We start from the raw sequence: 25,473 nt of genomic DNA, 5'->3' as shown, positions 1-25,473 counted from the left end.
TTAGTAATTAGTGCCATATATTCCGCCGGGTGGGAAACCTGTTCCGATAGAAGTTATTGAGGAGTCTCTTTACGAGGTCCGGCGAAAGATTTACCCGCGTTCAGTATCAGGGCTCTTTGCCCGCTGGCGCTTCATTCTGGTATTTGCTACTCAGCTACTGTTTTATGGCTTGCCATGGGTTAGTTGGAATGGCCGTCAAGCAGTTCTCTTTGATTTAATCCAGCGTAAGTTTTACATCTTTGGCCTAGTTCTTTGGCCGCAAGACGTGATTTATCTCACACTCTTACTCATACTTTCTGCGCTCGCTTTATTTCTGTTTACTGCAGTGGCTGGACGCTTATTCTGCGGTTACGCATGTCCACAGACCGTCTACACCGAAATCTTTATGTGGATAGAGCGCAAGGTCGAGGGCGACCGTTTTGCTCGTATTCGATTGGACGGTGAAGAGTGGCCTTGGGGTTTTCGTAAATGGCGTTTAAAGATTACGAAGCATTTCCTGTGGTTATTGATCGCATTCTGGACGGGCTTTACTTTTATTGGATATTTCACCCCAATTAGCACCTTAGGTTCTGCATTAATTCATCTGTCTTTGGGTCCATGGCAGACTTTCTGGTTGTGCTTCTATAGCTTTGCAACCTGGGGTAACGCAGGGTTTATGCGTGAACAAGTATGTAAATATATGTGCCCATATGCACGCTTCCAAAGCGTGATGGTGGATAAAGATACATTCTTGGTGACATACGATAAAGTGCGTGGCGAACCAAGGGGTAGTCGCAGCAAGTCTGCAGATCTAGCTTCCCTGGGTTTGGGCGATTGCGTTGACTGCAGTATTTGTGTGCAGGTTTGCCCTACTGGCATTGATATTCGTGATGGCTTGCAATATATGTGTATTGGTTGTGGCGCCTGTATTGATGCATGCGATCAAGTGATGGAGAAGGTGGATTATCCAAAAGGACTCATTCGCTATACAACTGAGCGTGCCATTGAGGATAAAGAATCCAATCAAAGCGCAATTCGCCATATATTACGCCCGCGCGTATTGATCTACACCGCTTTTATCACTGTGCTTACAGCCGCTTTTCTGGTTTCTCTCGCCACCCGAAACCCATTAAGGGTTGATGTGATGCGTGATCGTGGAGCATTGGCGCGCGAAGTCGAGGGTGTAAGGATTGAGAATATTTATCGCATTCAAATCATGAACGCATCTGAAAATAATATGAATGTGCAGGTGAAGGCGCTTGGTTTGGATGGATTAAAAGTGCTTAATTCACAAGGGCAGATTGTTACCGAGATTGAGGTTGGGCCAGCTAGCAATCTTCTGATGCCGATCAAAGTGAGTGCGGATGTTGGGGTGAATGAGGCTGGTAACTACCCAATTCATTTTGATGTAGTTGCCCATGAGATATCAGGTGACGAGTTAATTACTAGAACCCGCGAAGAGAAATCTACTTTTATTATTCCCCGTTAAGCTAGAGGGCTATGGAGAGGATGGATATGACAGAACAACAAACTATTAAACCCTGGTTCAAGCAATTATGGCCATGGCTTTTAATTAGCGGGCCAGCTGTCGCCATGATTGGTTGCGCTATCACTATTTATTTGGCTGTAAATCTGTATGCAGATAAGCCGTTACGTGATGGCGTTGTGAAGCAGGGCTTAAAAGTTGAGCAGCTTAAAGACGCGCAGGCGGCAAAATGAAGTACCGCCTACTAATCTGGATTTTGTGGCCCTCATTTTTGGTGGCTGGCATGGCAGAGGGCTTGTTGTTTACGGTGATCCACCCACAAGACCTTTTATTTTTTGGTTATCACCCAGATATTTCTGATGAGGGTATTTACACAATCGGGTTCTTCGTGATTTGGACCTTCTGTGCAATCTCTAGTGCGCTTACTGCTTATATTCTGCCTGGGATTGCGTCACCCGATAACAAGGAAATCGACCGCGGCTTAATTTAAGCCTGTTTGATTGGGATTTCTGGGCTTGTGCAACCGTGGCGATCTGGGTTTGGAATGCCTGCCAGTTCGTATAACCCGTCCATATCAATGAGTTTTATGTGGCGTTGTTTGATTTGAATCAGGCCTGACTCCGCAAAGCGTGAGAGCATGCGACTAACAGTTTCAATTTGAATCCCAAGATAGCTACCAATATCATTGCGACTCATGCGCAAGTCGAATTCATTATTCAGGTAGCCACGCGCAGCAAGACGTTGCGAGAGGCTTAATAAAAAGGCAGCCAATCTTTCTTCGGCACGCATCGTGCCAAGTGACAGTAGATGACGCTGATCTTGAGTCAGCTCCCGACTCATAATTTTATGAAACTGATTTTGTAAGACGGGGATCTGCCGAGCCAAATCTTCAAAAGCATCGTAACGAATAATGCAGACTTCGCTCTCTTCAAGTGCAATCGCATCAGACTGATAATGTCCCTCACCAATACCATCGAGACCTAAAATTTCACCGGGCAGATGAAAGCCAATCACTTGTTGGCGACCATCTTGCAGGCAAAACTCTGTTTTAAGGGTGCCAAAGCGCACGCTATATACAGAGCTGAGTGGATCGCCGTGACGATAAAGGCTTTCACCTTTTTGAAGATGAACGCGCTCTTTAACCAAGGTATCAATCTGGGAAACTTCGCTACTATTTAATCCAACCGGAAGACAAAACTGACCCAGTACGCAAACTGAGCATTTGCTGGTTGGGCTATCGGTAGGTTTGTAGTTCATATTCGTGCTGATTTATGGGATCAGTTTATTCTATAAGTATGAAGATTATGGCTTTTACCTATTTTTTGTTGATTTCATGCTGACAACTAGCTTACTCGTTGCGGTCTTTCTGGGCGCTCTTGTGAGTGGCTGGCACTGTGCTCTGATGTGCGGTGGGATAGCTGCTGCCATAGAACGGCCCAGCGTCTCAGAGACCCTATTGCGGCCCAAATCAGAGCTTTTTTACCTACAACTGATTATGCATTTGGGGCGCGTCACAACCTATGTCTTATTAGGCGCTCTTGCCGCTTCAGTAGGGGTGGTGGTTTGGCAGCAAAACCTCATTCCAATCCAGCGCCCCTTATTTGCTTTAATGTCCCTGATCTTAATTCTGATGGGTATGCGTTTACTCAGAATAGGCAAGTCAGAAGGGCTACTTGGCGGCAAATGGCTAAGCACCAAAATTGCGGCTTATTGGGCTAAATACTTAGGTGCTATGGCTAGCGGCCCTTCGCGTTGGTTTAGCGGCATGCTATGGGGTTTGGTGCCCTGTGGATTGGTCTATAGTGTTTTGCCGCTGGCATTTTTATCGGGTGATGTAGTGACTGGTGCCGCACTGATGTTGGCATTTGGTTTGGGTACATTGCCCAACTTATTACTGATCTCTAAATTTTCAGCGGCACTCACTCAGTTTGGGCGATATCTATGGGTGAGGTATTTGGCTGCTGCACTTCTATTGATTGCAGGCGGCTTTGGTATGTATCGTGCCTGGGTATTGCCAGAGGCCTTATTAAAAGGTGGCTTCTGTATTTCTTAAGTCACTATTAAGCTGTTGCTGCTTGTATGCCGGAGATTAGATCTGGATAGAAAGAATCTTGCGGTAGCGTCGATAGAAATTCACTGCGCCCTGCCATTTCGAGTGGTTGGTGTGCTAAGCCGCAAATAATTAATCGAATATTACGAATCTTGCACAGATGCGCTAGCTCCATAATCGTATCCATGCCTGAAGTATCGATGTAGATGACGTTCTTTAGATCTAGCAAGAGCGTTTGTGAGGGTAGATTCGCCTCAATCTTTTCGAGGAGTTTTACTGCCCCAAAAAAGATGGCACCATGAATGCGATAAGCATCAATTCGACCCTGTTGATTGTTTAGTCCGGGGTAATCATTGGCTAGAGCGGGCTCACAACGAGATAGGCTGGAGATGCGATAAATGAAGGTGATAAAGGCGAGCAGCAAACCTACTTCTACTGCAATCGTGAGATCTAGTACAACAGTGAGGATAAAGACGCTCAAGATGGTGATTCGATACGGCAAGCGGAATTGCTTTAGATCGATGAACTTCTGCCAATCACCCATATTCCAGGCCACATACATCAAGATGGCGGCAAGGCTAGCTAAAGGAATGTTTTTGGCAAGCGGAGCTGCAAATAAAACAATGACTAGTAAAGTTGCTGCATGCACGAGTCCAGAGATGGGTGTAGAGCCGCCACTCTCTATATTAGTTACTGTGCGAGCAATCGTGCCGGTCGCTGGCATGCCACCAAAAAATGGAATGGTGAAGTTAGCAATACCCTGAGCTACTAGCTCTTGATTTGAGTCATGGCGATCATGAATGAGACCATCGGAAATGCGCGCGCAGAGTAAAGATTCAATTGCACCCAATAGGGCAAGTGTTAAGGCTGGTGCCACCATGTATTGAGCGCTATCCCAGCTTACCGAAATCCATTCAAAAGCGGGGAGCCCTGCAGGGATGCCGCCAAAGCGACTACCAATCGTATCTACCGGTAAATTAAAAATGCTGGTAACGATTGTTGCCGCCACCATTGCTACCACTGTGCCAGGAAGATGAGAGAGCCAGCCTAAGCGACTCTGAAATATCTTCCATAAAATGAGCAAGGCAAGACTCCCACAAGCTAAGCCAAGCGCAATGGGGTTAAAGGTGTCTGCTGCTAAGTAGAGTGCATGCACTGATTGAAAAAATTGAGCCGGCATTTTTTCGACTTGAAGTCCGAAGAAATCTTTGACTTGAGATAGCCCAATCAAAAAGGCAATGCCATTGGTAAAGCCAATAATGACTGCAATTGGAATGAAGCGTACTAGCGTTCCAAGACGAAATACTCCCATCAGAAATAAAAATACTCCTGACATGGCTGTTGCTAGTAATAAGTTAGGGACTCCATAGCGCTCCACAATGCCATAGACAATCACAATAAAGGCGCCGGCTGGTCCGCCGATTTGCACACGGCTACCACCAAGCAAGGAGATCAGTCCGCCGGCAATAATGGCGGTAAAAATACCTGCTTGGGGTTTGAGTCCACTGGCAATTGCAAAAGCCATAGCTAATGGGAGCGCAACAACGCCAACCGTCATCCCAGCAAAAACATCCTTAGTGAAAAGGGTGCGGCTATAGCCAGAAAATGAGTCAAAAAGTCGGGGGCGAAAAAACATAAGATGAATGTTTAATTGGCCTAAGAGATGCGGTTGCCAACCCAGTAAGCAAAACTCGCACACAAGGCGGTAACAAAGCTACCCCATGCAATATCAATGAAGGCCAATTGCGTTGGAAAGTTTCTAATCACTGCCAGGTTAGTAAGGTCGTAGGTCATGTAGCAAAACAGGCCAAACAAAGCGCCATATTGCAGTGCATATATCCAAGACTGTTTTGATAGCGCTGGAACAATCACAAAAATACAGACGCCTAAGGCATAAAGCAGGTAGAAGGCAAGCCCAGCTAGAAGTTTGGGTTCGCTGGCCATTAAGTCACCCATCTCATTACGATAGAGATTCTTTGAGATACCTAAAAGCCACACCAAATCGATTGCAATAAGGGCGATTAAAAATGAGAGGTAGATAGCAAAATTCTTGAGCAATTAAGTTACCTTTATTCTTTTATAGACTAATAATAAGTATTATGATGGAAAGAGTAGATGAGTGGTTCAATTTAAAGGGAGTCAACATGTTTAAGCATTTATTAGTGCCAGTAGATGGTTCGGATGTCAGCAAAAAATCCTTAAAGAAAGTCGCTGCACTTGCTAAGGCTGATGGCGCTGCAGTTACGTTGGTATATGTTTCTGATCCTACGCCTCCGATGGTTTATTCAGACAGCACCATGGGTTATGGAATTTCGAAGAAGCAGCATACAGAAGCTTGCCAAGCGTATGCAAAGGATGTATTTAAGAAGTCGACAACCGCGCTGGGAGCTGGCGCTAAAGTGAAAAGTCTTCACATTGAAAATAGCAACCTATCTGAAGGCATTTTGGCTGGCGCAAAAAAGGCTAAAGCGGATGTGATCGTCATGGCATCTCATAAGCGCACAGGTATTAAAGGGGTTCTGTTGGGCAGTGAGACACATGAAGTCATTGTGCATTCCACATTGCCAGTATTAGTTCTTGGTTAATTGATCTGGCATCAAGTTAAAAGGGTCCATTCGGACCCTTTTTTATTACAGCAGTATTCCTAAATTTCTAGTTTTGTTTAATGGGACTACCGAGCAGAAGCATCTCTCTAGTCAGCTGCCCACTCTCGTTATCGCGCATGGACCATAAATCAAGTTGGGTTTTGGAGCCATAGGGGTCTACATAAATCCCATTTTTTCTTAATTCAAAATGTAGGTGTGGCCCCGTAGATCTGCCGGTTGATCCTACGTAGCCAATTTCTAAACCGCGCCGCACTTCGTTACCTAACTCAAGTTCTACGTTGTAATTGCTCAAGTGCGCATAGTATGTGTGGTAATTGCCAGGATGCTCTAAAACAATTAAGTTTCCAAATGCACCGCTAAAGCCTATGTGCACTACTTTGCCATTGGCAACACTAAAGATGGGGGTGCCGATTGGGGCGGCATAGTCAATTCCCATGTGGGCGCGATAGCGTTGCTTGGTAGCGGGTGCTTGGGTGGGGACTGCTGAAGAGGGGCTCTTGCTGCGCTTACTCGAAGAGGCTTTTACCATGCCCACCCCCCGAGAAATACGGCGATAGCTTAATGGATTAGTCCAGAAAGAGCGCTCAAGTGATTCTCCGGTACCGGTAAAGAAGCCCCCGGGAATATCACTGCGCTCCATCCAAAAGGCATTCGCATATACCTCTTTAGTGGTGGGATCAATGATTTCTGCAGCCCAAATTTGTGCCCATCTTTCTCGATCTCCAAAATCCACAATTAAGCGCACAACGCTGTTTGTGTTTTCGAGGGAATTATTTTCTTCAGGATAAATTTGTTTGATCAGAGAGTTCAATTCCCAAACCAGTTCAACTGGTAATTGATCGCTTACTTTACGAGTGTCATACAAGACATCTCTTAAGGGGATGCGAATCTCAGTTAAACGCTTGGACTCATCCTTTAGATAGTCTTGCTGAATTAAAAACCCACCAACAGCTGATGGTGTAAATGTCCATACTTCAGTTTTACTATCTTGGATTGGACCATTCATGATGCTTAATGAATCGAAACGATTGCGACTGCCAAAAGCAACCGCGTAAGGGATGCAATCCCCACGCATGTGATCAAAAAATGTTTTGGTCTGATTCTTGAAGAATTCAGCAAATTGGCGGTTATCAATGCCAATACTGGCTGGTAGGCTATTTTCATTAAAGTTACGTCGCAGGCATCCTTGAGTTACGCGATAGTCAAGATTCGCATCGCTATCAAGCATCAACTCATCTGGGGCTTTTCGCTGAAATAGCGATGGGTTCAGGCTCATACTATTGATTTTTGAGCTAGCACCCGCTGATTTATCTTTGAAGCCAACCTGCCTGCTGGTTTGGACTGTTATCTTTTTGCGTGCTTGGGTCGTATTTTGAGGTTGGCTGCTTTGAGCTGCATATGCCAAGCCCGGGGTTGAGCTAAGAAAGGCGCAGCCAGACAAAATGATTACCCCCCTAGCGAACAGGGAGCCAAGAGATACTTTTTTATTCACCCCTCAATTATCTAATAATGTGAGAACGTGCACGAATAAATATGCTGTACCGCAGCAAATTAGATTTCATCTTGATCTGGAGCCATCTTGAGGGGTCCTAAAGCCTACCCCCTTAGTAATACCAGTTTTGCCACTTTTAACCAAATTCGTCACAAAGCTTGGTGGCTTAGCGATGTTGGAATGGGAGGGCATATCAAATCTGTCGCCAATCTCATTCTAATAACGCCTGTTCAGATGATAAAAACTTTGCTCATTTTCACCCAATATATTTGCAATGGGATGGCTTGATTTTTCTTGATTTAGAGTAGTGCTGGCAAATTAAATTCTCGATACAATCAATTTTTGATTAAGGAGTTTTAATGCCGATTATTGAATCCATCCAAGTTGCCTCTGTAGCAGTACCTTTGGATAAAGTCACTTCATTTTCCACCCGTACTGTTTCCGAGCGTCACTATTGTCTTGTAAAAGTACGCGGCAAGGATGGTAACGAAGGCATCGGCTTTTGTTATGTAGGTAGCGCTGGTGGAGATATTGCCAAGCTTGCTGTTGAGCAATTACTGGCCCCAAAACTCGTTGGCCAAAATAGTCATCGCAGTGAAGGCCTTTGGATGGAGATGTATAACGAATCCATTCTCCAAGGTCGTTCAGGCGCAGTAATGCGCGGCATCTCAATTTTGGATACGGCTTTGTGGGATTTAAATGCACGCTCAGTTGGTTTACCTTTACATCAATACCTGGGTTCGGTAGTGGATGATCGGGTGCCAGCCTATGCCAGTGGCGGTTACTATCTAGAGGGTAAAACGCCTGCTAAGTTGGGCAAAGAAATGGAGTCTTACGTAAAGCAGGGTTTTAAGGCGGTCAAAATGAAGGTGGGGCGCTTATCCCCATCGGAAGAAGAGGCGCGCGTGAAGGCGGCTCGTAAAGCGGTAGGCGATGATGTATTGCTAACTCTTGATGCAAATAATGCCTGGCGTGATCTACCCACTGCTCTGGAGTATGTGCGTCGCTTTGAAGCATACAACCCTTATTGGATTGAAGAACCTTTTTCTCCAGATGCAATTGATTTGCATGCTGCCTTGGCGCGTCAAACCAAAATCAACGTTGCTACCGGTGAAATGGAATCGGGACGTTGGCGCTTTAGAGAGTTGATTGACGCCGGTGGCGCCGCTATTCTGCAATCTGATGCTGCTGTTTGTGGTGGTATTACCGAATGGAGAAGAATTTCTGCGTACGCTGATTTGAAGGGCGTAATAGTGTGCCCGCACTGGATGCATGATTTACATGCACCATTGGTGGCAGCTACGCCTAATGCACGTTTTGTCGAATTCTTCTTGGATGATCAGGTGTTGAATTTCCGTAGATTAATTAATAAGCAGCTGACTTTTAAGAATGGAGATTTGATTTTGCATAAAACTCCTGGTTTAGGGTTCGAGTTTGATGAGGCGGCTGTGAAGAAATATGCAGGTAAAGCTGCTTGGACCAAGATCTCTTAAGTTAAGCAATTACCAAAAACAATAAGGCCCGCTTAAGCGGGCCTTATTGTTTGGAGGATGGGATCATCCTTTTATTAGATGTGCATTAAGAAGATCTAGGATTGAGTTTGAAATGGGTAATTGTTTGAGTTACCAGAACCAAGCCAAATCCAACGAAGCCAACTAAGTCCGCCTCTGTAGAAGGGTAGGCAAGAGCAACTCCAGAGATCACCATGATGATGCGTTCAAAGACCTTGGTTTTCTCAATGAACCAGCCTTGAAGGCCACCGGCTAGGCAGATGATTCCAACAACAGCCGTGAAAGAGACCCAAGCAATTTGCATCCAGTCCGCCTGCTCTAGAGCGCTGGTTGATCCCATCAACAACAAGCTAACGCCTGACTTATCTAAAACAAACATAAATGGAACCAGAATAGCGGGAGCAACATACTTCCAAGTTTGCAAGGTAGTCTTATAGGGATTACCTTTACATATCGCAGCCGCAGCAAATGGCGAGAGTGCAGTTGGTGGCGATACTTCAGAAAGTACGGCGTAATAGAAGATAAACATGTGAGCGGCAAAAGCAGGCACGCCTAAATTAATCAAAGCAGGCGCTGCGATCACTGCGCAAATAATGTAAGAGGCTGTAACTGGAACTGCAAGGCCAACTACCCAAACAACAAGAGCGGTAAAGATAGTTGTTAGCAAGAGTGATCCACCTGCGTACTGAATCACAATAGAGCTAAATTTCAGGCCAAGACCGGTCAGGGTAACGGTACCCACAATCAGGCCGGCACCAGCACAGGTGGCAGCAATAGCCAAGACACCAGTTGAACCAGTTGCAAGTGCCTTAGTCAGGTTGGAGTTGTATAGGCCAGAGAGAATGGGTTCCTTGCCTTTAAACCATGCCCAAGGAATGATGGCGGTATCTTCACGCAATATGCTTGATAAAGCCGAAACTACTGTCGCCCAGAATACGGACATGACAGGAGAGAAGCCCATCAACATAAACACCACAATGGAGATGAGGGAGAAAAAGTGAAACCAGTATTTCTTAGTGAGTTGCCAGGCTGTTTCAGCAGACTCAAAGTGAATGTTTTTCATGCCATATTTGCGTACATCAATTTCGACCATCACAAATAAGCCAAGATAAAAAAGGATAGTTGGGATGGTTGCCATCAGCAATACATCTAAATAGGAGATCTTGAGAAAATCTGCAATCAAGAATGCAGCTGCGCCCAGTACTGGAGGCGAGATAATTGCGCCAAGACCGCCTGCTGCCAAAAGGCCGCCGGCAGCATTTTTCTCGTAACCTACTTTATCCAACATGGGGGCTGCAACTGAGCCCACGGTAACCGTTGTGGCTACACCGGATCCTGATGGTCCGCCCAATAGAAAGGAGGACATCACAATAGTTCTGCCAACCCCAGAAGATTTTCCACCCATTGCCGCGAATGAGAAATCAATAAAGAACTTTCCTGCGCCAGTAAATTGCAAGAAAGCGCCGAAGATGGTAAAGAGAATAATGAGGGTTGCAGAAACATCAACGGCAGTGCCATAGATGCCCTCGAGGGTCATATACATATACCCCACTAGACGATCAAGACCATAGCCTTTATGAGTCCACGGTGCTGGTAAGTAGTTGCCAAACAATGCGTAGAGCAGAAACAGGACTGTTACTGTAACCAAGATCATGCCATTGGTTCTGCGAACGCTTTCTAAGATCAAAAGAATTAATGCAATACCCACCATGACATCGGTAGAGTTGGGCGCAGTGTTGCGATCCATAAAGTCGTCGCCACCACTCAGAATGTAATACGCGATGGCTACCGAGATAAGTGCGCAGACAATATCCCAAGGCATAAGCCTGTTTTTAAAGCGAGCCGCGATGGGGAAGCTTAGGAATACTAGAAATAAAACCAGAGCAACGTGTATGACGCGCAACTCTTGCGTTGGCACAATCGAATATGCGGCATATAAGTGAAAGAGCGACATGCCTACCGCCACAAGGGTGATGAATTTGGCTAGCAAGCCTTTGTAATCATTTGAATCACCTTCCTCTTGCTTAATGAAGGCATCTAGTTTTTCTTGGGTTTCGTTGTCAATAACGTTTTGATTCATGTCTCAACCTCTATATTTATTTTTATGTACTGCTTTATTTTTTCACTACCGTAAAACGAAAGGGGTGAGACTGACTCACCCCCAATACAAGCATCAACTTAATTGAGTTTGACGTTCTTTTCTTTAAAGTACTTAAGTGCCCCTGGATGAAAATCAACTGGTGTTGATTTTGTTTTTTGGTTTTCCAGGCTGACGTTCATGTATTCCTGATGCGTGCGAACCAGATCAAGTTTATTGTCAAATATGGTTTTGACAATCTTATAAGCTTGATCATCAGGCATATTGGCGTTGACTACTAAGATATTGGCAACAGCTGCAACCTTATTGTCTTTAGCCATACCGCTATACATGGCTTTAGGAATCACGGTCGTGAAATATAGATTGCCATATTTCTTATTCATGATGGGCACCTCATCAGAGGTATCCACCATAACAATTTTCATGCCAGGACTATTGGCCAAGTCAGTTACAGCTGCAGTAGGCAGGCCACCCACCCAGAAGAAGGCGTCAATCTTGCGGTCTTTCACGGCGTTCACAGATTCAGCTACGCTTAAACGCTCACGCTTTACATCCTTATCTTTATCAAGACCAGCAGCCTCTAATAAACGAAAGGCCATCACTTCTGTTGCGCTACCAGGGGCGCCAGTACTAATGCGCTTGCCCTTGAGGTCTTTCATAGACTTGATGCCGGTGGAATCAACAGTTACTACGTGCATCAGGTTTGGGTAAAGAACTACCAGGGTGCGTAAATCTACTTTTTTGCCAGCAAACTTACCTTCGCCAATCTGGGCATCTTTAGCAGCATCTGCCATGGAGAAGCCAACATATGGCTTGCCAGTACCGATGAGATTTAAGTTATCTACCGAGCCCCCGGTCACTTCTGCAGTGGCAGACATTCCAGGCACCTTGCTTGAGAGAACGGAAGCAAGACCACCACCCATCGGATAGTAGACGCCACCTGTGCCGCCAGTTGCGATAGAGATGTTTTGCGCACTAACACTCGCGCAAAGAAGGCTAAGCGATAAGGCAATGATTTTGAGTAGTTTCATTGTTGTCTCCTAATGAATTTTTATATTTTGAAATTACAGGCCTGGCATGCTGAAGTTAATCGCTTTCAGCTCGCCGAGCAGTTGCGCTTGTTGCTCAGCGCTTAACTGCATCAATGGTGGACGTACTCTGAGCCACTCAGAATCCTTGGTGTAGTGGGCTACGGCAGTCTTCATGCCCGCAATCATTTGATACTTGGCAAAAATTCCACGTACTTGATCCAGGCTTGCTTGACGATCATCGGCATTCGATTCTTTCCAGTTCGCCGCCAAATCAGCAATCGCTTTTGGATTGACGTTGGCAGTAGCGGAGATACAGCCAACACCGCCAGCGCGCAAGGCACGCATGAGGAATACTTCGCTACCTGCATAGACGCGAAAGCCTGAAGGAGCTAATAATTTAATGACTGATTCCGTATAAGACCAATCGCCAGAGCTGTCTTTCATGCCCACAACTGTCTTTGGATATTCTTTTGCTAAGCGCTCAAGCAAAGAGAGGCTTAAGTTCACTTTAGTAACCGGTGGAATGTTGTAGATATAGATCTGTAGAGCTGCGCTACCTACCTTTTGAATCACTTCAGAAAAATAGGCAAATAGACCATCATCAGTAACGTCTTTGTAATAGAACGGTGGCAACATTAATACACCCGCGCACTTATGGTTAACTGCATGACGCGTCATATTCACGGTCGCATCAATCGATGTGGCGCCGGTACCTGGCATCAAGTGCTCAGGCTTTAATCCGCCTTCTACTAATGCTGTTAAGGTGCTCATCTTCTGCGGAGCAGACATCGAGTTTGCTTCTGAATTCGTGCCAAAGATAGCCTGCCCAACACCATTAGCTTCTAGCCATTGGCATTGCTTTAATAACTTAGGAGCATCTGGACTACCGTCTGCCTTAAATGGGGTGATGACAGGGGATAACACCGCTGGCAAGGTGGAAGGGTGCAGAGAAATCGTCATGCTGGCTCCGTTTTTAGTTATTTACTTCAGATGGAAGTGTTTGTTGGTTAAAGAAGGCTTCTAAATTATCTACGGCTAAGTTGGTCATGGCTATCCGCGTTTCCGAGGTAGCACTCCCAATGTGCGGTGTTAACAATACATTATCAAGTGTTAAAAATTCATGACTTGGGTTAGGTTCGTTCTCAAAAACATCTAAGGCTGCACCCGCAATCTTTTTATGTTGCAGTGCATATAAAAGCGCTCCCTCATCGACTACACTTCCGCGGGCAATATTGATTAAATATCCCGATTGACCCAAGGCTTCTAGAACCTTGGCATTAATCATATTGTCTGTATCGGGGGTTGCTGGGCAAGCCAAAAATAGGATGTCGCAGGCCTTGGCTAATTCTTGAACATCTGGATAGTAGGTGTATGGCAAAGATTTTTTATTGGGTCCTGAATACGCAATCTCAACTTTGAACGGCTCTAATCGTTTAGCCAGGTCTTGCCCAATACGACCCATGCCAGCGATACCCACTTTTTTACCGGCCAGGGTGGTGGTGAGCCTAAAGGGTGCTTTTGACCAAGCGGTACTTTTGACGTATTCCTGAGCCTCGGGCAGTTGGCGCAGTAGGGCTAGCATCATGCCAATGGCCAGTTCGCATACGGCATCGTTTAGGACGCCAGGGGTGTTGCTTGCTTTAATCCCTTGTTCTTTGAGGTAAGCCAAAGGAAGGTTGTCATAGCCAACCCCACAAGTGGCAACCATACGAATACTGGAGATCTGTTTAACTAGGGCCTCGGGAAGCTTGGTATTGGAGCGAATCAAAATCGCCTGAAAGTTTCCGGCAGGAGCGGGCGCTTGAGGATCGGGATGGTGAAAAGGGGTAAAGCGTCGATCTATTTCTGCCTGCATAATTTCAGGGAAATGGCCGACCTGTAGCACCGAATTGACGGGGATCATGTCTCACTAACTTTTTTATTGAAATAATGACCCCATTGTAAGAGGATTTTTCAGAAAAAGTCCTCCCCTTTTAGGAGAGTATTCATGTTATTTACCCCAGCTGAAACCAAGGTAGTTATCGTCGGTGGCGGCACTATGGGCGCAGACGTTGCAGCCGTTTGTGCACGTGGTGGCTGTGCGGTCCAGGTGGTTGAACCAACTACAGAGCGACGAGCCCTCCTGCCGGATTACTTTGCAAGCACCATGGCAGATCTCGGTTATGAGCATCGGATTCATTTACTGTCTGTGGCCGGTTCGCTCGAAGAAGTGGATTGGTCTGATATTGATTTGGTGATTGAGTGTGTGCCTGAGCGTTTAGACATCAAGCGAGAGCTATTTGCTAAGTTGGAAAAATATGCAAAGCCTGAGGCGGTATTGGCGAGCAATAGTACGAGTTTCCCAATTAGTGAAATTGCCAACGGCCTAAAAACAGCGGCCCGCATGATTGGCTTGCATTTCTTTATGCCTGCTCATTTAGTACCTTGTGTAGAGGTGGTATATGGCGCAAAGACTTCGCCAATGGTGGGTGAAAGCCTCTCACGTTTAATGACAGCGTGTGGCATGGTGCCTGTTACTGTGAAAAAAGATCTGCCAGGGTTTTTGGCTAATCGTTTGCAGCATGCTTTATCACGTGAGGCTTTTTCAATGGTTGATGAGGGTATCTGTACACCAGAAGATATTGATAAGGCTGTTCGTTTTGGTTTTGGCTTTCGCTACATCGCGGCAGGCCCAGCAATGCAGCGAGATCATGCTGGCCTTGAGGTGCATGGTGCTGGAGGTACAACCATTTACCCAACCTTAAATAACTCACCAACGATAGCGAAGTGCTTGAGTGATCGCATTGCTAGTGGCAAGTTTGGTATGAAAACTGGTGAAGGTTTCTTCACCTGGACTGCCGAAACGATTAAGGCTGAACGTGAGCGCTATCAAGAGGCGTTGCGTGCTGGCCTGAAGATTATTCAGAAAGATCTTCCTGTAATTAAATAGCAATAAGTTGTTTTGTTGCTACTAAGAAATATCTTTCAGATGGAGTTTGCCAAGGTGCGGAGCGAGTCGATAAGTAATGAGGACAATAGCAATTGTCGCGACTCCGCCAAATACGATGGATGGTACTAAACCGATCATGCTGGCAGCAATGCCAGACTCAAGTGCACCCAATTCATTAGACGACCCAATGAAGATGCCGTTAATGGCGCTAATTCTGCCGCGCATATGATCTGGTGTGGTGAGCTGCATGATGCTGCCCCGAATCACCACTGATATCGAGTCAAAGCATCCGGAGATAAATAGAAAGAATGCGCAGAGCCATAAATTACTGGAGATACCAAAGGCAATAATTGCCGCACCAAATCCCGCCACTGACATTAGAAGATATTTTCCCGAGTCGTTCAGCACAGGACGCCGAGCTAGGTAGATTCCAGTAAGTACCGCTCCAGCCGCGGGCGCTGCACGTAATATCCCCAGAGTTTCTGGGCCTGCATTGAGTACCTCCTTCACAAAAGCTGGAAGAATAGAGACTGCGCCCCCGAAGAGAACGGCAAACATATCAAGTGCCATGATGCTCAAAATGAGTTCATGTTTTCTGACGTAATGAAACCCTTCCAAAAAGCTTTTTAGAAAGTGTTTAGATAAACCGCTCGTTTTTTCTTGGACAGCAGTAATGAAAGTGATTCCGTATAAGCCGACTGCCCCGCAGAAGGCGGCGAGCAGATATGTCCACTCAAGACCAGCAAAGCCAATCATGAGTCCGCCTAATCCTGGGCCGGCTACTACGCAAATCTGAAAAGCCGAAGATGCATATGCTGTGTAACGCGGCAGTTGGTCTCTCGGAATGATTTGTCCGAAAAGCGCTTGATAAGAAGGTCTTAATAAGGCTCGCCCAATACCAATAAATGCCACTGCGGTGTAGATCAATGGTATCGGAGGTGTAAGCCAGCCCAACGCGATGACCGTTAAAAATAACCCGACCGCAATATGAATGAGGCAGGCGATTGCAGCAATCCATTTGCGGGAGTAGTGATCAACCGCGTGACCTGAATATAGAGCTAGTGCAAAGTAGGGAACAAGCTCCGCGAGACCAATCAACCCAAGTGAAACTACGCTATTAGTAATTTCGTAAAGATGCCAACCCACCGCTACCATCGTAATTTGATAGCTTAGGGTTGCGCCAACGCGATACAGCAATAGGGTTCTAAAGGCTTTGCCGGGATTCATGAATTCCCTCCATTTTAGAGGAGAAGAGGATTATCCTTAAGGGATGAAGAAAATTATTCGAGTATGGGATCTACCAATCCGCTTATTTCATTGGTTGCTGGTGGTTTGTATAGCCGGTAGCTTTGTGACCATCAATTTGGGTGATGAATTCATTCAATGGCATGCTTATTTCGGTTACAGCATTTTGACCTTATTGATCTTCAGAATCATCTGGGGTTTTGTTGGATCCACCCATGCGCGCTTTGCCTCTTTCTTGCCGACTAAAAAAGCGATTTTTGATTACTTAAGTGGAAGTTCACCTCACGTTCTGGGGCACAACCCCATTGGTGCAATTTCCGTATTTGCCCTTATTTTTGTCTTATGCGTTCAAGTGCTCACCGGCTTATTTGTCGATGATGAAGTCTCCTTTCAGGGACCACTAGCAAAATATGTGTCTGGTTCGATATCTTCATTCTTATCGGAGATTCACGAAGGTAATCAAGTGGTGATTTATACCCTGATTGCAATTCACATCTCAGCAATTTGGTATTACAAGAAATTCAAAAGTGAGAATCTAATTAAGCCAATGATTAGTGGCGACAAAGAAATCGACCCAAGTGAAGAGGCTAAATACTTGCCTGCTGACTTGGGTCGTGCCTCTAAGGACGGGGTGCTACAGCGCAGTTTCGCTTTGCTACTGTTAAGTGTGATTGCGGTAGCAGTCGGTTACTTAATTACGAAATAACGATCAATAAAAATTATTTATTTCTTTTTGAAGTCGTCATGGCAGCCTTTGCAGGTTGATCCTGCCGCGCCAAAAGATTTTTTAATGCCTTCTAAGTCGCCCGACTGGGCGGCTTTATTGAGATCAATAACAGCTAATTGCATTTTTTCTGCAGCAGCTTTGAACTTGGCGTTGTCTGACCACACCTCAGGCTTTGCTTTACCGCCTTCGGTACCAGGACCAAAAGCTTGCCAAGGGAGCGTAGACATCATAGTTACGATTGCAGCATTCTTGGCAACCTCATCTTTGTTGTAAGGTTGTTCGCCTTTGACAACTGCACCAATGCGGCCAAAGTGGGTGCCCATTACTGTAAAAACACTCTCGCGATAGTCAACTGCTTTTTCTGCGCTTTGAAATTGAGCAAATGCCGCGCCTGCGCCAATTGCTAAAGCAGTTGCCGTACCTGCCAAAATAAGTTTGTGTAGTTTCATGTTTGCTCTCCGTTAATCAATTGGACTTCGTATTTTCAGCATAGCTCAGAATAGTCATTTTTGCTCGCTTTAAAAAATCATTCTGAGGGGGGTCATCAGAAGATTAATGATGCCCAGAAAAAAGCTGCTGAGCGGCTCCATCCACAGAGTGCCAATAATTCCAGTAAAGACTAGCCCAAGCACAATAAAGAATCCCCAGGGCTCTAATCTGCCAAGGGCGATAGATTGGCGTACCGGCAAAAGGCCAGCCAAAATTCTTCCGCCATCGAGGGGTGGTAGTGGAAACAGATTAAATACCAGTAAACCGATATTCCACATTACCCCCGCTTTTGCCATTGAGGTCAGGAAGGGTTCATCAATTCCAAAGCCCTGGACCATCACCCAAAAGGCCGCCCAAATAATTGCTTGGACAAAATTTGAGCCCGGTCCCGCCAAGGCAACCCAAATCGAATCAATCCTAGGGTTTCTGAGTCGTCCAAAATTGACGGGTACTGGCTTTGCATACCCCACCAAAAAAGGAGATCCCGTCATAATTAAGACCAGTGGAATCAAGATGGTGCCTATGGGGTCTATATGTTTTGCGGGATTGAGGCTCACCCGCCCTAGCATGTAGGCAGTGTTATCACCCAATCTACGGGCTGCGAAGCCATGGGCTGCCTCGTGGATGGTGATAGCAAAAATCAGGGGAATCGCATTAATTGCGACAGCTTGGATAGAATAGTCGGTAATCATGGCAATATGATATCCATAGGAGCTCAAAGTGACTGACGAAAAGAAACCCGATTCAAAAACCCCGGCAAAAGCGCTAGCAGCGAAGCCGCCAGCACGTCCACCCGTCCCCAAAGGACCCTCTGGCCCAGCCGGAAGGCCTCAGGCAGGCTTTGGTGGGGGAAAAGGCATGATGCGCAAGGCCGGTCGCGGTCGATAGTGGATAATTACCCTATTCAATAATGTGTTTATAGAGGATTTAGCATGAACGAATGGCATAACGAATCTAAAGAAGAGATCAATAAAAAGATCATTACATTGGTCGTGATGTTGGCCGCTGCTACTAGCTTGGCTATTTTGTTTGCATTGGTTGCGGCTCATACAGGTTACGTATTCGGTTAATCGGTATTAATGACTAGCCATCGCCAACCTGCAATATTTGCTGGCCATGGCAGTCCGATGTATGCCATAGAGCCTAACCGTTATACAGCGGCATGGTCGGCTCTTGGAAAATCATTAAGGCGTCCTGACGCGATATTGGTGATTTCAGCGCATTGGGTAACCCGCGGAGTCTGGGTTACTGCAATGGCCAAACCAAAAACAATTCACGATTTCGGTGGCTTTCCACAAGCACTGTTTGATGTTCAATATCCAGCGCCGGGCAGCCCTGCATTAGCGGATCGCGTGCAAGAATTATTGAACGTCCCCGTTGTGCTCGAAGAGAATGAATGGGGTATTGATCATGGTGCTTGGTCGGTCCTGAAATACATGTATCCGGATGCAGATGTACCTATAGTGCAGTTGAGTCTCGATGGTGCGATGTCAGCACGGGAGCACTATGAGCTTGCTAAGCAATTGCGTCCTTTGCGTGATGAAAATATCCTTATTTTGTCTAGCGGTAATGTGGTGCATAACTTGCGCACCATTCATTGGCAAGATGGGGCTGAGCCTTACCCATGGGCAAAAGAGTTCAATGATTTTTTTGTTTCAGAGATTCGCGTCAATCATCATGAGGCTTTGATCGATTGGGAGCGCTTTGGTGATGCAGCCCACCTCTCCATTCCAACTGCTGAGCACTATTGGCCGGCCTTGTATACATTGGCCCTGCAGGAAGCGGGAGAGCAGGCCAAAATCTATACAGATGGAATAGAGATGAGTTCAATTGGCATGCTGGGTTTTTCAATTCAATAACAAGAACAGATTATGTGGCTTCCTATCTTTGCAATCTTTTTTGGAGCGGGCTTCGGCGCTTTATTAAGGGCGGGCTTTAATTACGCCACCGTAGGGATGGCTTCTTCACTACCATTGGGCACTTTTATATCGAATATGGTTGGTGGATATTTGATTGGTATTGCAGTTGCTTTCTTTGGCAACAATCCAAGCCTTTCTCCAGAGTGGAGACTCTTAGTGGTCACTGGCTTCTTAGGAGGACTAACTACCTTCTCAAGCTTTTCTGCTGAGGTGGTTGGCTTTATGCAGCGTGGCGAATTTACCTGGGCTTTGGGCACAGCGCTACTTAATCTAGTTGGGTCACTTGTGCTGACCTTCTTGGGTATCTTGACCTACCAGGCTTTCAAATAAAATTGGGGGGCACTAAGCCCCCCAATACCATTCAAAATTGAATTCCTTACTCTGGCTTGATATTGGCTGTTTTTACAACAGCACTCCATTTAGCGCTCTCAGCCTTAATCAGACTGGCAAATTCAGCTGGACCTCCTCCACCAATCTCATTCCCTTGAGAGAGCATGAGTTCACGTAGTTGTGGATCTTTAAGTGCTTCATTTGCAGCGGCATTCAATTTATCAATAATGGCTTTAGGTGTTCCCTTAGGTGCGATGAGACCTTGCCAATTGAGAACCTCTACTTTTGGGTAGCCTAGCTCTGCAAAGCTGGGGACATTAGGCAATAAAGGGGAGCGTTTTTTGCTCGTAATAGCAAGTGGCCGAATCTTGTCAGCCTTGATGCTGGGAACAGCGGAATACATTTGATCGAACATGAGGTCAACGTTGCCACCCATGAGGTCGGTTAGTGCTGCAGAGCCACTTTTGTATGGCACATGAATCATCTGAATGCCCGCATTTTGTTCAAAGAGTTCGGCAGACAGTTGGTGGCTTCCTCCGATGCCGCCAGAAGAGAATGTAAGCACCCCAGGCTTTGCTTTGGCAGCAGCAACAATATCTTGCACAGATTTGTAAGGTGAGTTTGGATTGACTACTAATACCAAAGGGCCCTTTTCAATCAAGATGATGGGCGTTAAATCTATCTCTGGGTCATAGCGCAAATTACCAAAGAGCGTTTTATTGACCGACATGGGGGCGAAGTTACCCATGCCGATGGTGTATCCGTCTGGTGCGGCGCGAACAATCGCTTCTGTACCAATATTGCCACCGGCTCCTGGCTTGTTATCCACGACGATTGGTTGCTTGAGAATGACGCTCATCTTTTGTGCGATTTGGCGACTTCTAGAGTCAGCGCTACCGCCAGCACCATAAGGGACGATGAAGTTAATTGGCTTACTAGGGTAATTGCTTTGGGCAGAAGCTACGCCTGAAAATAGAGCTAACAGACAAAGTAGGCAGGTTGAAAATTTTTGTAAAAGTCGCATATTTTTCTCTTAAGCGGTCTAAATAAATCCTAAAACACCCAATGCTCCACCAATAACAATGAGATAGAGTGGGTGCCAGCGTGTGAATAATGTAAAGCCGATAGTCGCAAGGGTCAAGGCGTAGGCTGCAGCGCTATGGTTAATTTGAATAGCAATTTGCCATGCAGATGAAAGAACCAGCCCAATAGCTAGTGCAGCCGCTGCGTATTGAATAGATTTCTTCTTGATGGGATCTTGAATGCCCATGATAAAGCGTTGCAAAAAATAAATCAGGATGGATGAGGGCCATGCAATTGCCAGCGTGGCAATGAATGCACCCAGCACGCCATAAATATGCCAGCCCAATAGAGTGACAGTCATGAAGTTAGGCCCGGGTGCTGCTTGCGCGATAGCAAAGTAATCTGAAAAGGTTTGCAGATCAATCCAATGCTCTTGATAGACAGCCAGATTCAATAGCTCTGGTAGCAAAGCGTTGACACCGCCAAACGCAACCAGCGAGAAGGCGGATAGTTTCAGAAAGACACTGAAAAGCATACTCATGAACTAAGTGCTTTCTTGTGGGCTAAGAAGAGTGCCAGCGGTAAAACTGCAAGCACAACCCAGCCCAGACCGAGATGAAAGTAGGTTACTGCACAGATAGTGATAACAACCACTAGCAGCATCAAAGGAAAGCGAAACTCATCGCGCAGCATCTTAAAACCAGTTGAAGCGATAAGACCTACGCCTACTGCAGAGATGCCCCGCAAAAGTCCTTTTACTGTATCCAGATAGCTGTAGTGTTGATAGAGCGTGGCAAGTAACAGCACAATGGCAATGGGTCCGAGGGTCAGACCAAGGACTGCAGCAGCTGCTCCCCTCGCTCCCGCAAATCGAGAGCCAACGCAAACAGCGAGATTAACAATATTGGGGCCTGGAACGATCTGGCAAATGCCAAGGATGGCGCTAAATTCCTCAGAAGTCAGAATTTTGTCTCGCTCAACTAGAGTCCGTCTAGCCCAAGGGAGCACACCACCAAAGCCTGACATGCCAATTTTGCTAAAACTAATAAATAGCTGTGACGGCGTTAGGCTACTCATCGAGGTCGCTTTTTGTAAATAAATTATTGAGGCTTAAAAGGATGCGGTACTGGTTTATTTTCTAACCATGCTTCAAGAGTTTCTGTAATGCCTTTGGAGAAGGTTTCGAAAATGGGTTCAGCAATAAAGCCTAAATGGGGTGTCACTAAAAGATTGGCGGTGTTGCGTAGCGCATCTTTTTCAGGGAGGGGCTCAACATCAAATACATCCACTGCTGCTTGCCCTGGTCTACCTGCGGCTAGCGCCTTTTGAAGATCAGGCATATTGATGAGTGCAGCACGTGAAGTATTGATCAGAATCGAGTCTGGGCGCATGAGTGACAATTGATCGGCGCTTATCAATCCTTTAGTGCCGGGGCCTGCCACTAGATGCATCGATACGACCTTGGAGGTTTTGAGTAGCTCATCTAAGCTAACGGCTTTTGCATTTTCAGCGGCCGCACGTTCTGGGGTCATACGCGGACTCCACGCTACAACCTCCATACCAAAGGCGGCGCCAACACGTGCCACCCGACTGCCAATAGCGCCTAAGCCCATAATGCCCAAGCGTTCGCCAGAGAGCATTGGTAGGAGAGAAAATGCATCGCGCCAGCCACCAGAGGCAATCAGTTTATTTTCTTCAATCAGGCGCTTAGAAGCCCCCAGAATCAAAGCCCAAGTAAGCTCAGCGGTAGTTTCTTTGGAGGGTCCGCCAGGCGTGCAGCCCATGGGGATATTTCTGGAAACTAGAGCCGAGGCTTCTAGAGTGCCATTTCGTTCACCGGTAAACATTAAAAACTTGAGTTTTGGTAAGCGCGCGATCATCGCCTCATTGAAGGGTGAGCGATCTCTCACGATAGCAATCGCATCGGCATCTTTTACTGCTTCATATAAGGCTTCATCACGCAAAGGCTCATGGTGGATGGTGAGCTTGGCTTGTTGGTCTAACTTATCCCAGTTAGAGAAGCGACGTAGAGCGCGCTCATAATCCCCAAGAATGACGATGTTCGGTAATGAAGCCATAGATGAAAAAACTTTCAGGTGAAATTAGTCTGGAGTGCAAAGGCTTAGGATTTGCTTGAGGTCTGGCGCTTGTCCTAGTTTCCAGAGTGCGGAAATCAGTTCAAGGGTTTTCTCTTTGCCAATCACTGGCTCGGCCAAGCTTGTAAATTTTTGCTCCAAGTTTGCATCGCTCATTGGGTTTTCTACGGAGCCAATCGCGTTCTTAACAAAAATATGAACTTCTTTACCATCTTTAAGGAAGGCTTTAACGTCCACAGATGCTTCGCTAATAGAGGTGTCGGTAGTCGCATTCACTTTAGCGCGCAAAGCTACAACGTCAGGGCGGTTGACAATGTCATCCGCATACTCACCTTCACCTGCTTGACCAAACATCAAGCCCACAGCGCAGCCGTGATACACACTGAATTTGCCTTCTAGTCCGTCCTTAGGTGTTTTCTTGCCAGTTAATTCGAGTACCAGTGGGTGAACACGCAACTCAATGCGTTCAACTTCATCTGCTTTGACGCCTTGGGCGCGCAATTGGGCGCAAGCATCAATAGCTGGGTGAATCACAATTCCGCAAGCAAAAGGTTTATAGGTGTTTAAGGAAATCTCAAAAGATTTTCCGAGGGCGCGATCAATTTCTGACCAGTCGCACTTGGTAGAAACCGTTTGCATATAACCACGACCCGCCTCAAGTGCTTTAGGGCTTGCAGTAAAACCATGTTTTGCCAACAGTGCAGAAAGTTGACCTGCACGTGCTGCGCCACCCGGATGAAAGGGTTTAGTCATCGTGCCAAATTGCTCGCGCATGCCAACTGGTTGCGAGGCAGCAATACCGAGAGCCATAGTTGTTTTTTGCAGATCAAGACCCATTAAGCGTGAGCATGCGGCAGCGGAACCCAGCATGCCAGTAGAGCCGGTAATATGCCAGCCACGATGGTAGTGGTCTGGATACATTGCATTACCTACTCGACAAGCAACATCAATTCCTAAAATAAGAGAGTCAATCATTTGACGACCATTGGCGCCAATATGTTCGCCTAAGGCTAGGATTGCAGATGCTACTGGGCCTGCTGGATGAATCACGGTTTTGAGGTGAGTATCGTCAAAGTCAAAAGTATGTGAGCTAATGCCGTTAATCAAAGCCGCTCCGCCCATATCTACTTTATCTTTGCGGCCGAGAATGCTGGCTTGTGAGGCTGGCTGAAACTCACGAATAGCGGCTAATGAAGATTCAACACTCTCATGATTGGCTGCACCGATCGCACAACCAAGCCAGTTTAAGAATGTACGATGCGCTTCGTGTTCAACCTCTGGAGTCCATCCTTGGCTTGGGTGAGTATTAACAAACTCCGCCAAAATTTTGGTGACTGGTGGTGCATTGAGATCGGCTGCTGCAGCAATAGCGTGAGACATATAAATTTCCTATGAATAAGTGTGAGTATTTTTAAATAAGTGGATATTGAAAATTAATCGATTTCAATATTGCGGTCTTTGGCAACCTTAGCCCAGCGTGCAATATCTTCTTTGATGTAATTGGTAAATTGAGGGGGTGTCATTGGCATCAATGTCAAAGCCTCACTCGTCATTTTTTCTGAGAAGTCTGGCAATGCGAGAACTTTGTTTAATTCAGCATTGAGCTTTGCAACAATCGCGGGTGGAAGATTTGCAGGGCCTACCAAGCCATACCACTGTTGGCCATCAAAGCCGTTATATCCAAGCTCTTTGAAGGTAGGAATATTGGGTGCTACTGGGCTACGTTTAGCTCCAGTAACTGCAAGCCCGCGGACCCTATTTGTGTTGATGTACGGTAGCGCTGCAAATAGAGTAGGGAACATGGCCTGAGTCTGGCCCGCCAATAAATCCGTGTAGGCAGGACCTACGCCACGATAAGGCACGTGCACCATAAATATTCCAGCGGCTAGCTTTAGTTGCTCCATGCCGAGATGCGTCAGAGTGCCGGGACCAGCAGATCCATAACTTAACTTGGCAGGATTCTTTTTGGCGTAATCCACAAACTCTTTGAAATTCTTGATAGGTAGATCAGGATTGATAATAAGTACGTTAGGTGTTGCACCAATCATGCCAATCGGTGTGAAATCTTTAATGGCGTCATAAGGTAGTTTGCGTACAGCAGGGTTGGTGCCGTGTGTCCCTACATAAGCAATCATGAGTGTGTAGCCATCAGCTGGCGCCTTAGCAGTTGCTTGTGAGGCAATGGATCCGCCACCACCCCCCATATTTTCTACAACTACTGTTTGGCCAATAGATCGGGAGAGCTTTTCCGCAACAGCACGCGCAATATTATCCAGTCCACCACCAGCAGCTACTGGCGCAATCAGTTTGATAGGTTTGGTTGGGTAGGCTAATGGTGCACTTTGCGCCTGCGCATTGAAATGGAGTGCCAATCCCAAAAAAGCAGATAGAAGGGATGACAAAAAAATCGGCTTTTGCCGATTGATCATATTAGACATGTCTCGAGTCCGATTTATTGTTAT

Annotated in this window: 29 protein-coding genes; 12 read left to right on the top strand and 17 right to left on the bottom strand. The window is 46.2% G+C overall.

The genetic code is table 11. From position 1 onward, the window contains the following. Positions 1-10: 10 nt before the first annotated feature. The 3 genes from ccoG to FD963_RS08150 are packed head-to-tail and all read left to right on the top strand — an operon-like array spanning position 11 to position 1,955. Positions 11-1,468, top strand: a complete 1,458-nt coding sequence (gene ccoG, locus FD963_RS08160) for a cytochrome c oxidase accessory protein CcoG (RefSeq protein WP_251367212.1) — start codon at positions 11-13, stop codon at positions 1,466-1,468. Positions 1,469-1,494: 26 nt separating this feature from the next. After that, on the top strand, positions 1,495-1,698 hold the full coding sequence (locus FD963_RS08155) for a FixH family protein (protein WP_215361800.1): 204 nt from the start codon (positions 1,495-1,497) through the stop codon (positions 1,696-1,698). Next, a complete protein-coding gene (locus FD963_RS08150) occupies positions 1,695-1,955 on the top strand; it encodes a hypothetical protein (RefSeq protein ID WP_215361798.1) in 261 nt (86 codons plus the stop codon). Before FD963_RS08155 ends, FD963_RS08150 begins: the two co-directional genes overlap by 4 nt. On the opposite strand, the gene fnr is transcribed toward FD963_RS08150, so the two are convergent. Then, positions 1,952-2,722: a fumarate/nitrate reduction transcriptional regulator Fnr gene (gene fnr, locus FD963_RS08145; RefSeq protein WP_215361797.1), complete on the bottom strand. Its 771-nt coding sequence runs from the start codon at positions 2,720-2,722 to the stop codon at positions 1,952-1,954. The two genes, FD963_RS08150 and fnr, sit on opposite strands and share 4 nt — an antisense overlap. Before the next feature lie 76 nt (positions 2,723-2,798). Between fnr and FD963_RS08140 the strand changes: the two genes are divergently transcribed. After that, positions 2,799-3,518 (top strand): sulfite exporter TauE/SafE family protein, encoded by a 720-nt coding sequence (locus tag FD963_RS08140; protein WP_215361795.1) that lies wholly within the window; start codon positions 2,799-2,801, stop codon positions 3,516-3,518. A gap of 7 nt (positions 3,519-3,525) precedes the next feature. On the opposite strand, the gene FD963_RS08135 is transcribed toward FD963_RS08140, so the two are convergent. Then, positions 3,526-5,151, bottom strand: a complete 1,626-nt coding sequence (locus tag FD963_RS08135) for a SulP family inorganic anion transporter (RefSeq protein ID WP_215361794.1) — start codon at positions 5,149-5,151, stop codon at positions 3,526-3,528. 20 nt (positions 5,152-5,171) lie between these two features. Continuing rightward, positions 5,172-5,573 (bottom strand): DUF2177 family protein, encoded by a 402-nt coding sequence (locus FD963_RS08130; RefSeq protein ID WP_215361792.1) that lies wholly within the window; start codon positions 5,571-5,573, stop codon positions 5,172-5,174. Between the two features lie 86 nt (positions 5,574-5,659). On the opposite strand from FD963_RS08130, the gene FD963_RS08125 reads away from it, so the two are divergent. Then, a complete protein-coding gene (locus FD963_RS08125) occupies positions 5,660-6,100 on the top strand; it encodes a universal stress protein (protein WP_215361790.1) in 441 nt (146 codons plus the stop codon). 67 nt (positions 6,101-6,167) lie between these two features. Here FD963_RS08125 and FD963_RS08120 read toward each other — a convergent pair whose 3' ends face one another. After that, complete coding sequence (locus tag FD963_RS08120; RefSeq protein WP_251367211.1) at positions 6,168-7,397, bottom strand: M23 family metallopeptidase; 1,230 nt, start codon at positions 7,395-7,397, stop codon at positions 6,168-6,170. A 575-nt stretch (positions 7,398-7,972) separates the two neighbouring features. On the opposite strand from FD963_RS08120, the gene FD963_RS08115 reads away from it, so the two are divergent. Then, positions 7,973-9,106 (top strand): mandelate racemase/muconate lactonizing enzyme family protein, encoded by a 1,134-nt coding sequence (locus FD963_RS08115; protein ID WP_215361788.1) that lies wholly within the window; start codon positions 7,973-7,975, stop codon positions 9,104-9,106. An 85-nt stretch (positions 9,107-9,191) separates the two neighbouring features. Here FD963_RS08115 and FD963_RS08110 read toward each other — a convergent pair whose 3' ends face one another. The 4 genes from FD963_RS08110 to FD963_RS08095 all read right to left on the bottom strand — a co-directional run bounded on the left by FD963_RS08110 (position 9,192) and on the right by FD963_RS08095 (position 14,156). Continuing rightward, positions 9,192-11,204, bottom strand: a complete 2,013-nt coding sequence (locus tag FD963_RS08110) for a TRAP transporter fused permease subunit (protein WP_215361786.1) — start codon at positions 11,202-11,204, stop codon at positions 9,192-9,194. A 98-nt stretch (positions 11,205-11,302) separates the two neighbouring features. Beyond that, the gene (locus FD963_RS08105; RefSeq protein WP_215361784.1) at positions 11,303-12,253 is read right to left on the bottom strand and encodes a TAXI family TRAP transporter solute-binding subunit; all 951 of its coding nucleotides are present in this window, start codon (positions 12,251-12,253) and stop codon (positions 11,303-11,305) included. Between the two features lie 33 nt (positions 12,254-12,286). Continuing rightward, on the bottom strand, positions 12,287-13,213 hold the full coding sequence (locus tag FD963_RS08100) for a dihydrodipicolinate synthase family protein (RefSeq protein ID WP_215361782.1): 927 nt from the start codon (positions 13,211-13,213) through the stop codon (positions 12,287-12,289). A gap of 13 nt (positions 13,214-13,226) precedes the next feature. Beyond that, positions 13,227-14,156: a 2-hydroxyacid dehydrogenase gene (locus FD963_RS08095; RefSeq protein WP_215361780.1), complete on the bottom strand. Its 930-nt coding sequence runs from the start codon at positions 14,154-14,156 to the stop codon at positions 13,227-13,229. Between the two features lie 84 nt (positions 14,157-14,240). Here FD963_RS08095 and FD963_RS08090 point away from each other — a divergent pair, with 84 nt between their 5' ends. Beyond that, a complete protein-coding gene (locus FD963_RS08090; RefSeq protein ID WP_215361778.1) occupies positions 14,241-15,182 on the top strand; it encodes a 3-hydroxyacyl-CoA dehydrogenase family protein in 942 nt (313 codons plus the stop codon). Between the two features lie 21 nt (positions 15,183-15,203). On the opposite strand, the gene FD963_RS08085 is transcribed toward FD963_RS08090, so the two are convergent. Then, on the bottom strand, positions 15,204-16,409 hold the full coding sequence (locus FD963_RS08085) for an MFS transporter (RefSeq protein ID WP_215361776.1): 1,206 nt from the start codon (positions 16,407-16,409) through the stop codon (positions 15,204-15,206). A 43-nt stretch (positions 16,410-16,452) separates the two neighbouring features. Here FD963_RS08085 and FD963_RS08080 point away from each other — a divergent pair, with 43 nt between their 5' ends. After that, a complete protein-coding gene (locus FD963_RS08080) occupies positions 16,453-17,133 on the top strand; it encodes a cytochrome b/b6 domain-containing protein (protein WP_215361774.1) in 681 nt (226 codons plus the stop codon). 17 nt (positions 17,134-17,150) lie between these two features. Here FD963_RS08080 and FD963_RS08075 read toward each other — a convergent pair whose 3' ends face one another. Both FD963_RS08075 and FD963_RS08070 read right to left on the bottom strand, forming a co-directional pair. Beyond that, a complete protein-coding gene (locus tag FD963_RS08075; protein WP_215361772.1) occupies positions 17,151-17,603 on the bottom strand; it encodes a cytochrome c in 453 nt (150 codons plus the stop codon). Between the two features lie 69 nt (positions 17,604-17,672). Next, positions 17,673-18,335, bottom strand: a complete 663-nt coding sequence (locus FD963_RS08070) for a site-2 protease family protein (protein ID WP_215361770.1) — start codon at positions 18,333-18,335, stop codon at positions 17,673-17,675. A gap of 28 nt (positions 18,336-18,363) precedes the next feature. Here FD963_RS08070 and FD963_RS08065 point away from each other — a divergent pair, with 28 nt between their 5' ends. From FD963_RS08065 to crcB, 4 genes are read left to right on the top strand one after another with little or no spacing between them, the layout of a single operon-like run. Continuing rightward, the gene (locus FD963_RS08065) at positions 18,364-18,531 is read left to right on the top strand and encodes a hypothetical protein (RefSeq protein ID WP_158009059.1); all 168 of its coding nucleotides are present in this window, start codon (positions 18,364-18,366) and stop codon (positions 18,529-18,531) included. Positions 18,532-18,575: 44 nt separating this feature from the next. Continuing rightward, entirely contained in the window at positions 18,576-18,713 is a 138-nt protein-coding gene (locus FD963_RS08060) for a hypothetical protein (RefSeq protein ID WP_169709848.1), read from the top strand. Positions 18,714-18,722: 9 nt separating this feature from the next. Further along, on the top strand, positions 18,723-19,502 hold the full coding sequence (gene ygiD / locus FD963_RS08055) for a 4,5-DOPA dioxygenase extradiol (protein ID WP_215361768.1): 780 nt from the start codon (positions 18,723-18,725) through the stop codon (positions 19,500-19,502). A gap of 12 nt (positions 19,503-19,514) precedes the next feature. Then, on the top strand, positions 19,515-19,892 hold the full coding sequence (gene crcB, locus FD963_RS08050) for a fluoride efflux transporter CrcB (protein ID WP_215361766.1): 378 nt from the start codon (positions 19,515-19,517) through the stop codon (positions 19,890-19,892). A 46-nt stretch (positions 19,893-19,938) separates the two neighbouring features. Here crcB and FD963_RS08045 read toward each other — a convergent pair whose 3' ends face one another. From FD963_RS08045 to FD963_RS08020, 6 genes are read right to left on the bottom strand one after another with little or no spacing between them, the layout of a single operon-like run. Continuing rightward, entirely contained in the window at positions 19,939-20,916 is a 978-nt protein-coding gene (locus tag FD963_RS08045) for a tripartite tricarboxylate transporter substrate binding protein (protein WP_215361764.1), read from the bottom strand. Between the two features lie 18 nt (positions 20,917-20,934). Further along, on the bottom strand, positions 20,935-21,456 hold the full coding sequence (locus FD963_RS08040; RefSeq protein WP_215361762.1) for a chromate transporter: 522 nt from the start codon (positions 21,454-21,456) through the stop codon (positions 20,935-20,937). After that, entirely contained in the window at positions 21,453-21,992 is a 540-nt protein-coding gene (locus FD963_RS08035) for a chromate transporter (protein WP_215361760.1), read from the bottom strand. The genes FD963_RS08040 and FD963_RS08035 overlap by 4 nt, the downstream gene beginning before the upstream one ends. Positions 21,993-22,015: 23 nt before the next feature. Beyond that, a complete protein-coding gene (locus FD963_RS08030; protein WP_215361758.1) occupies positions 22,016-22,993 on the bottom strand; it encodes a D-2-hydroxyacid dehydrogenase family protein in 978 nt (325 codons plus the stop codon). A gap of 24 nt (positions 22,994-23,017) precedes the next feature. Continuing rightward, on the bottom strand, positions 23,018-24,391 hold the full coding sequence (locus FD963_RS08025; protein WP_215361756.1) for an MmgE/PrpD family protein: 1,374 nt from the start codon (positions 24,389-24,391) through the stop codon (positions 23,018-23,020). 53 nt (positions 24,392-24,444) lie between these two features. Beyond that, a complete protein-coding gene (locus FD963_RS08020) occupies positions 24,445-25,449 on the bottom strand; it encodes a tripartite tricarboxylate transporter substrate binding protein (protein WP_215361754.1) in 1,005 nt (334 codons plus the stop codon). Between the last annotated feature and the right edge of the window lie 24 nt (positions 25,450-25,473).

This window comes from Polynucleobacter sp. JS-JIR-II-50, assembly GCF_018687895.1.
Lineage (GTDB): Bacteria > Pseudomonadota > Gammaproteobacteria > Burkholderiales > Burkholderiaceae > Polynucleobacter.
Note: the sequence above shows the minus strand (reverse complement) of the source record. Positions and strands in the feature narration are given on the sequence as shown.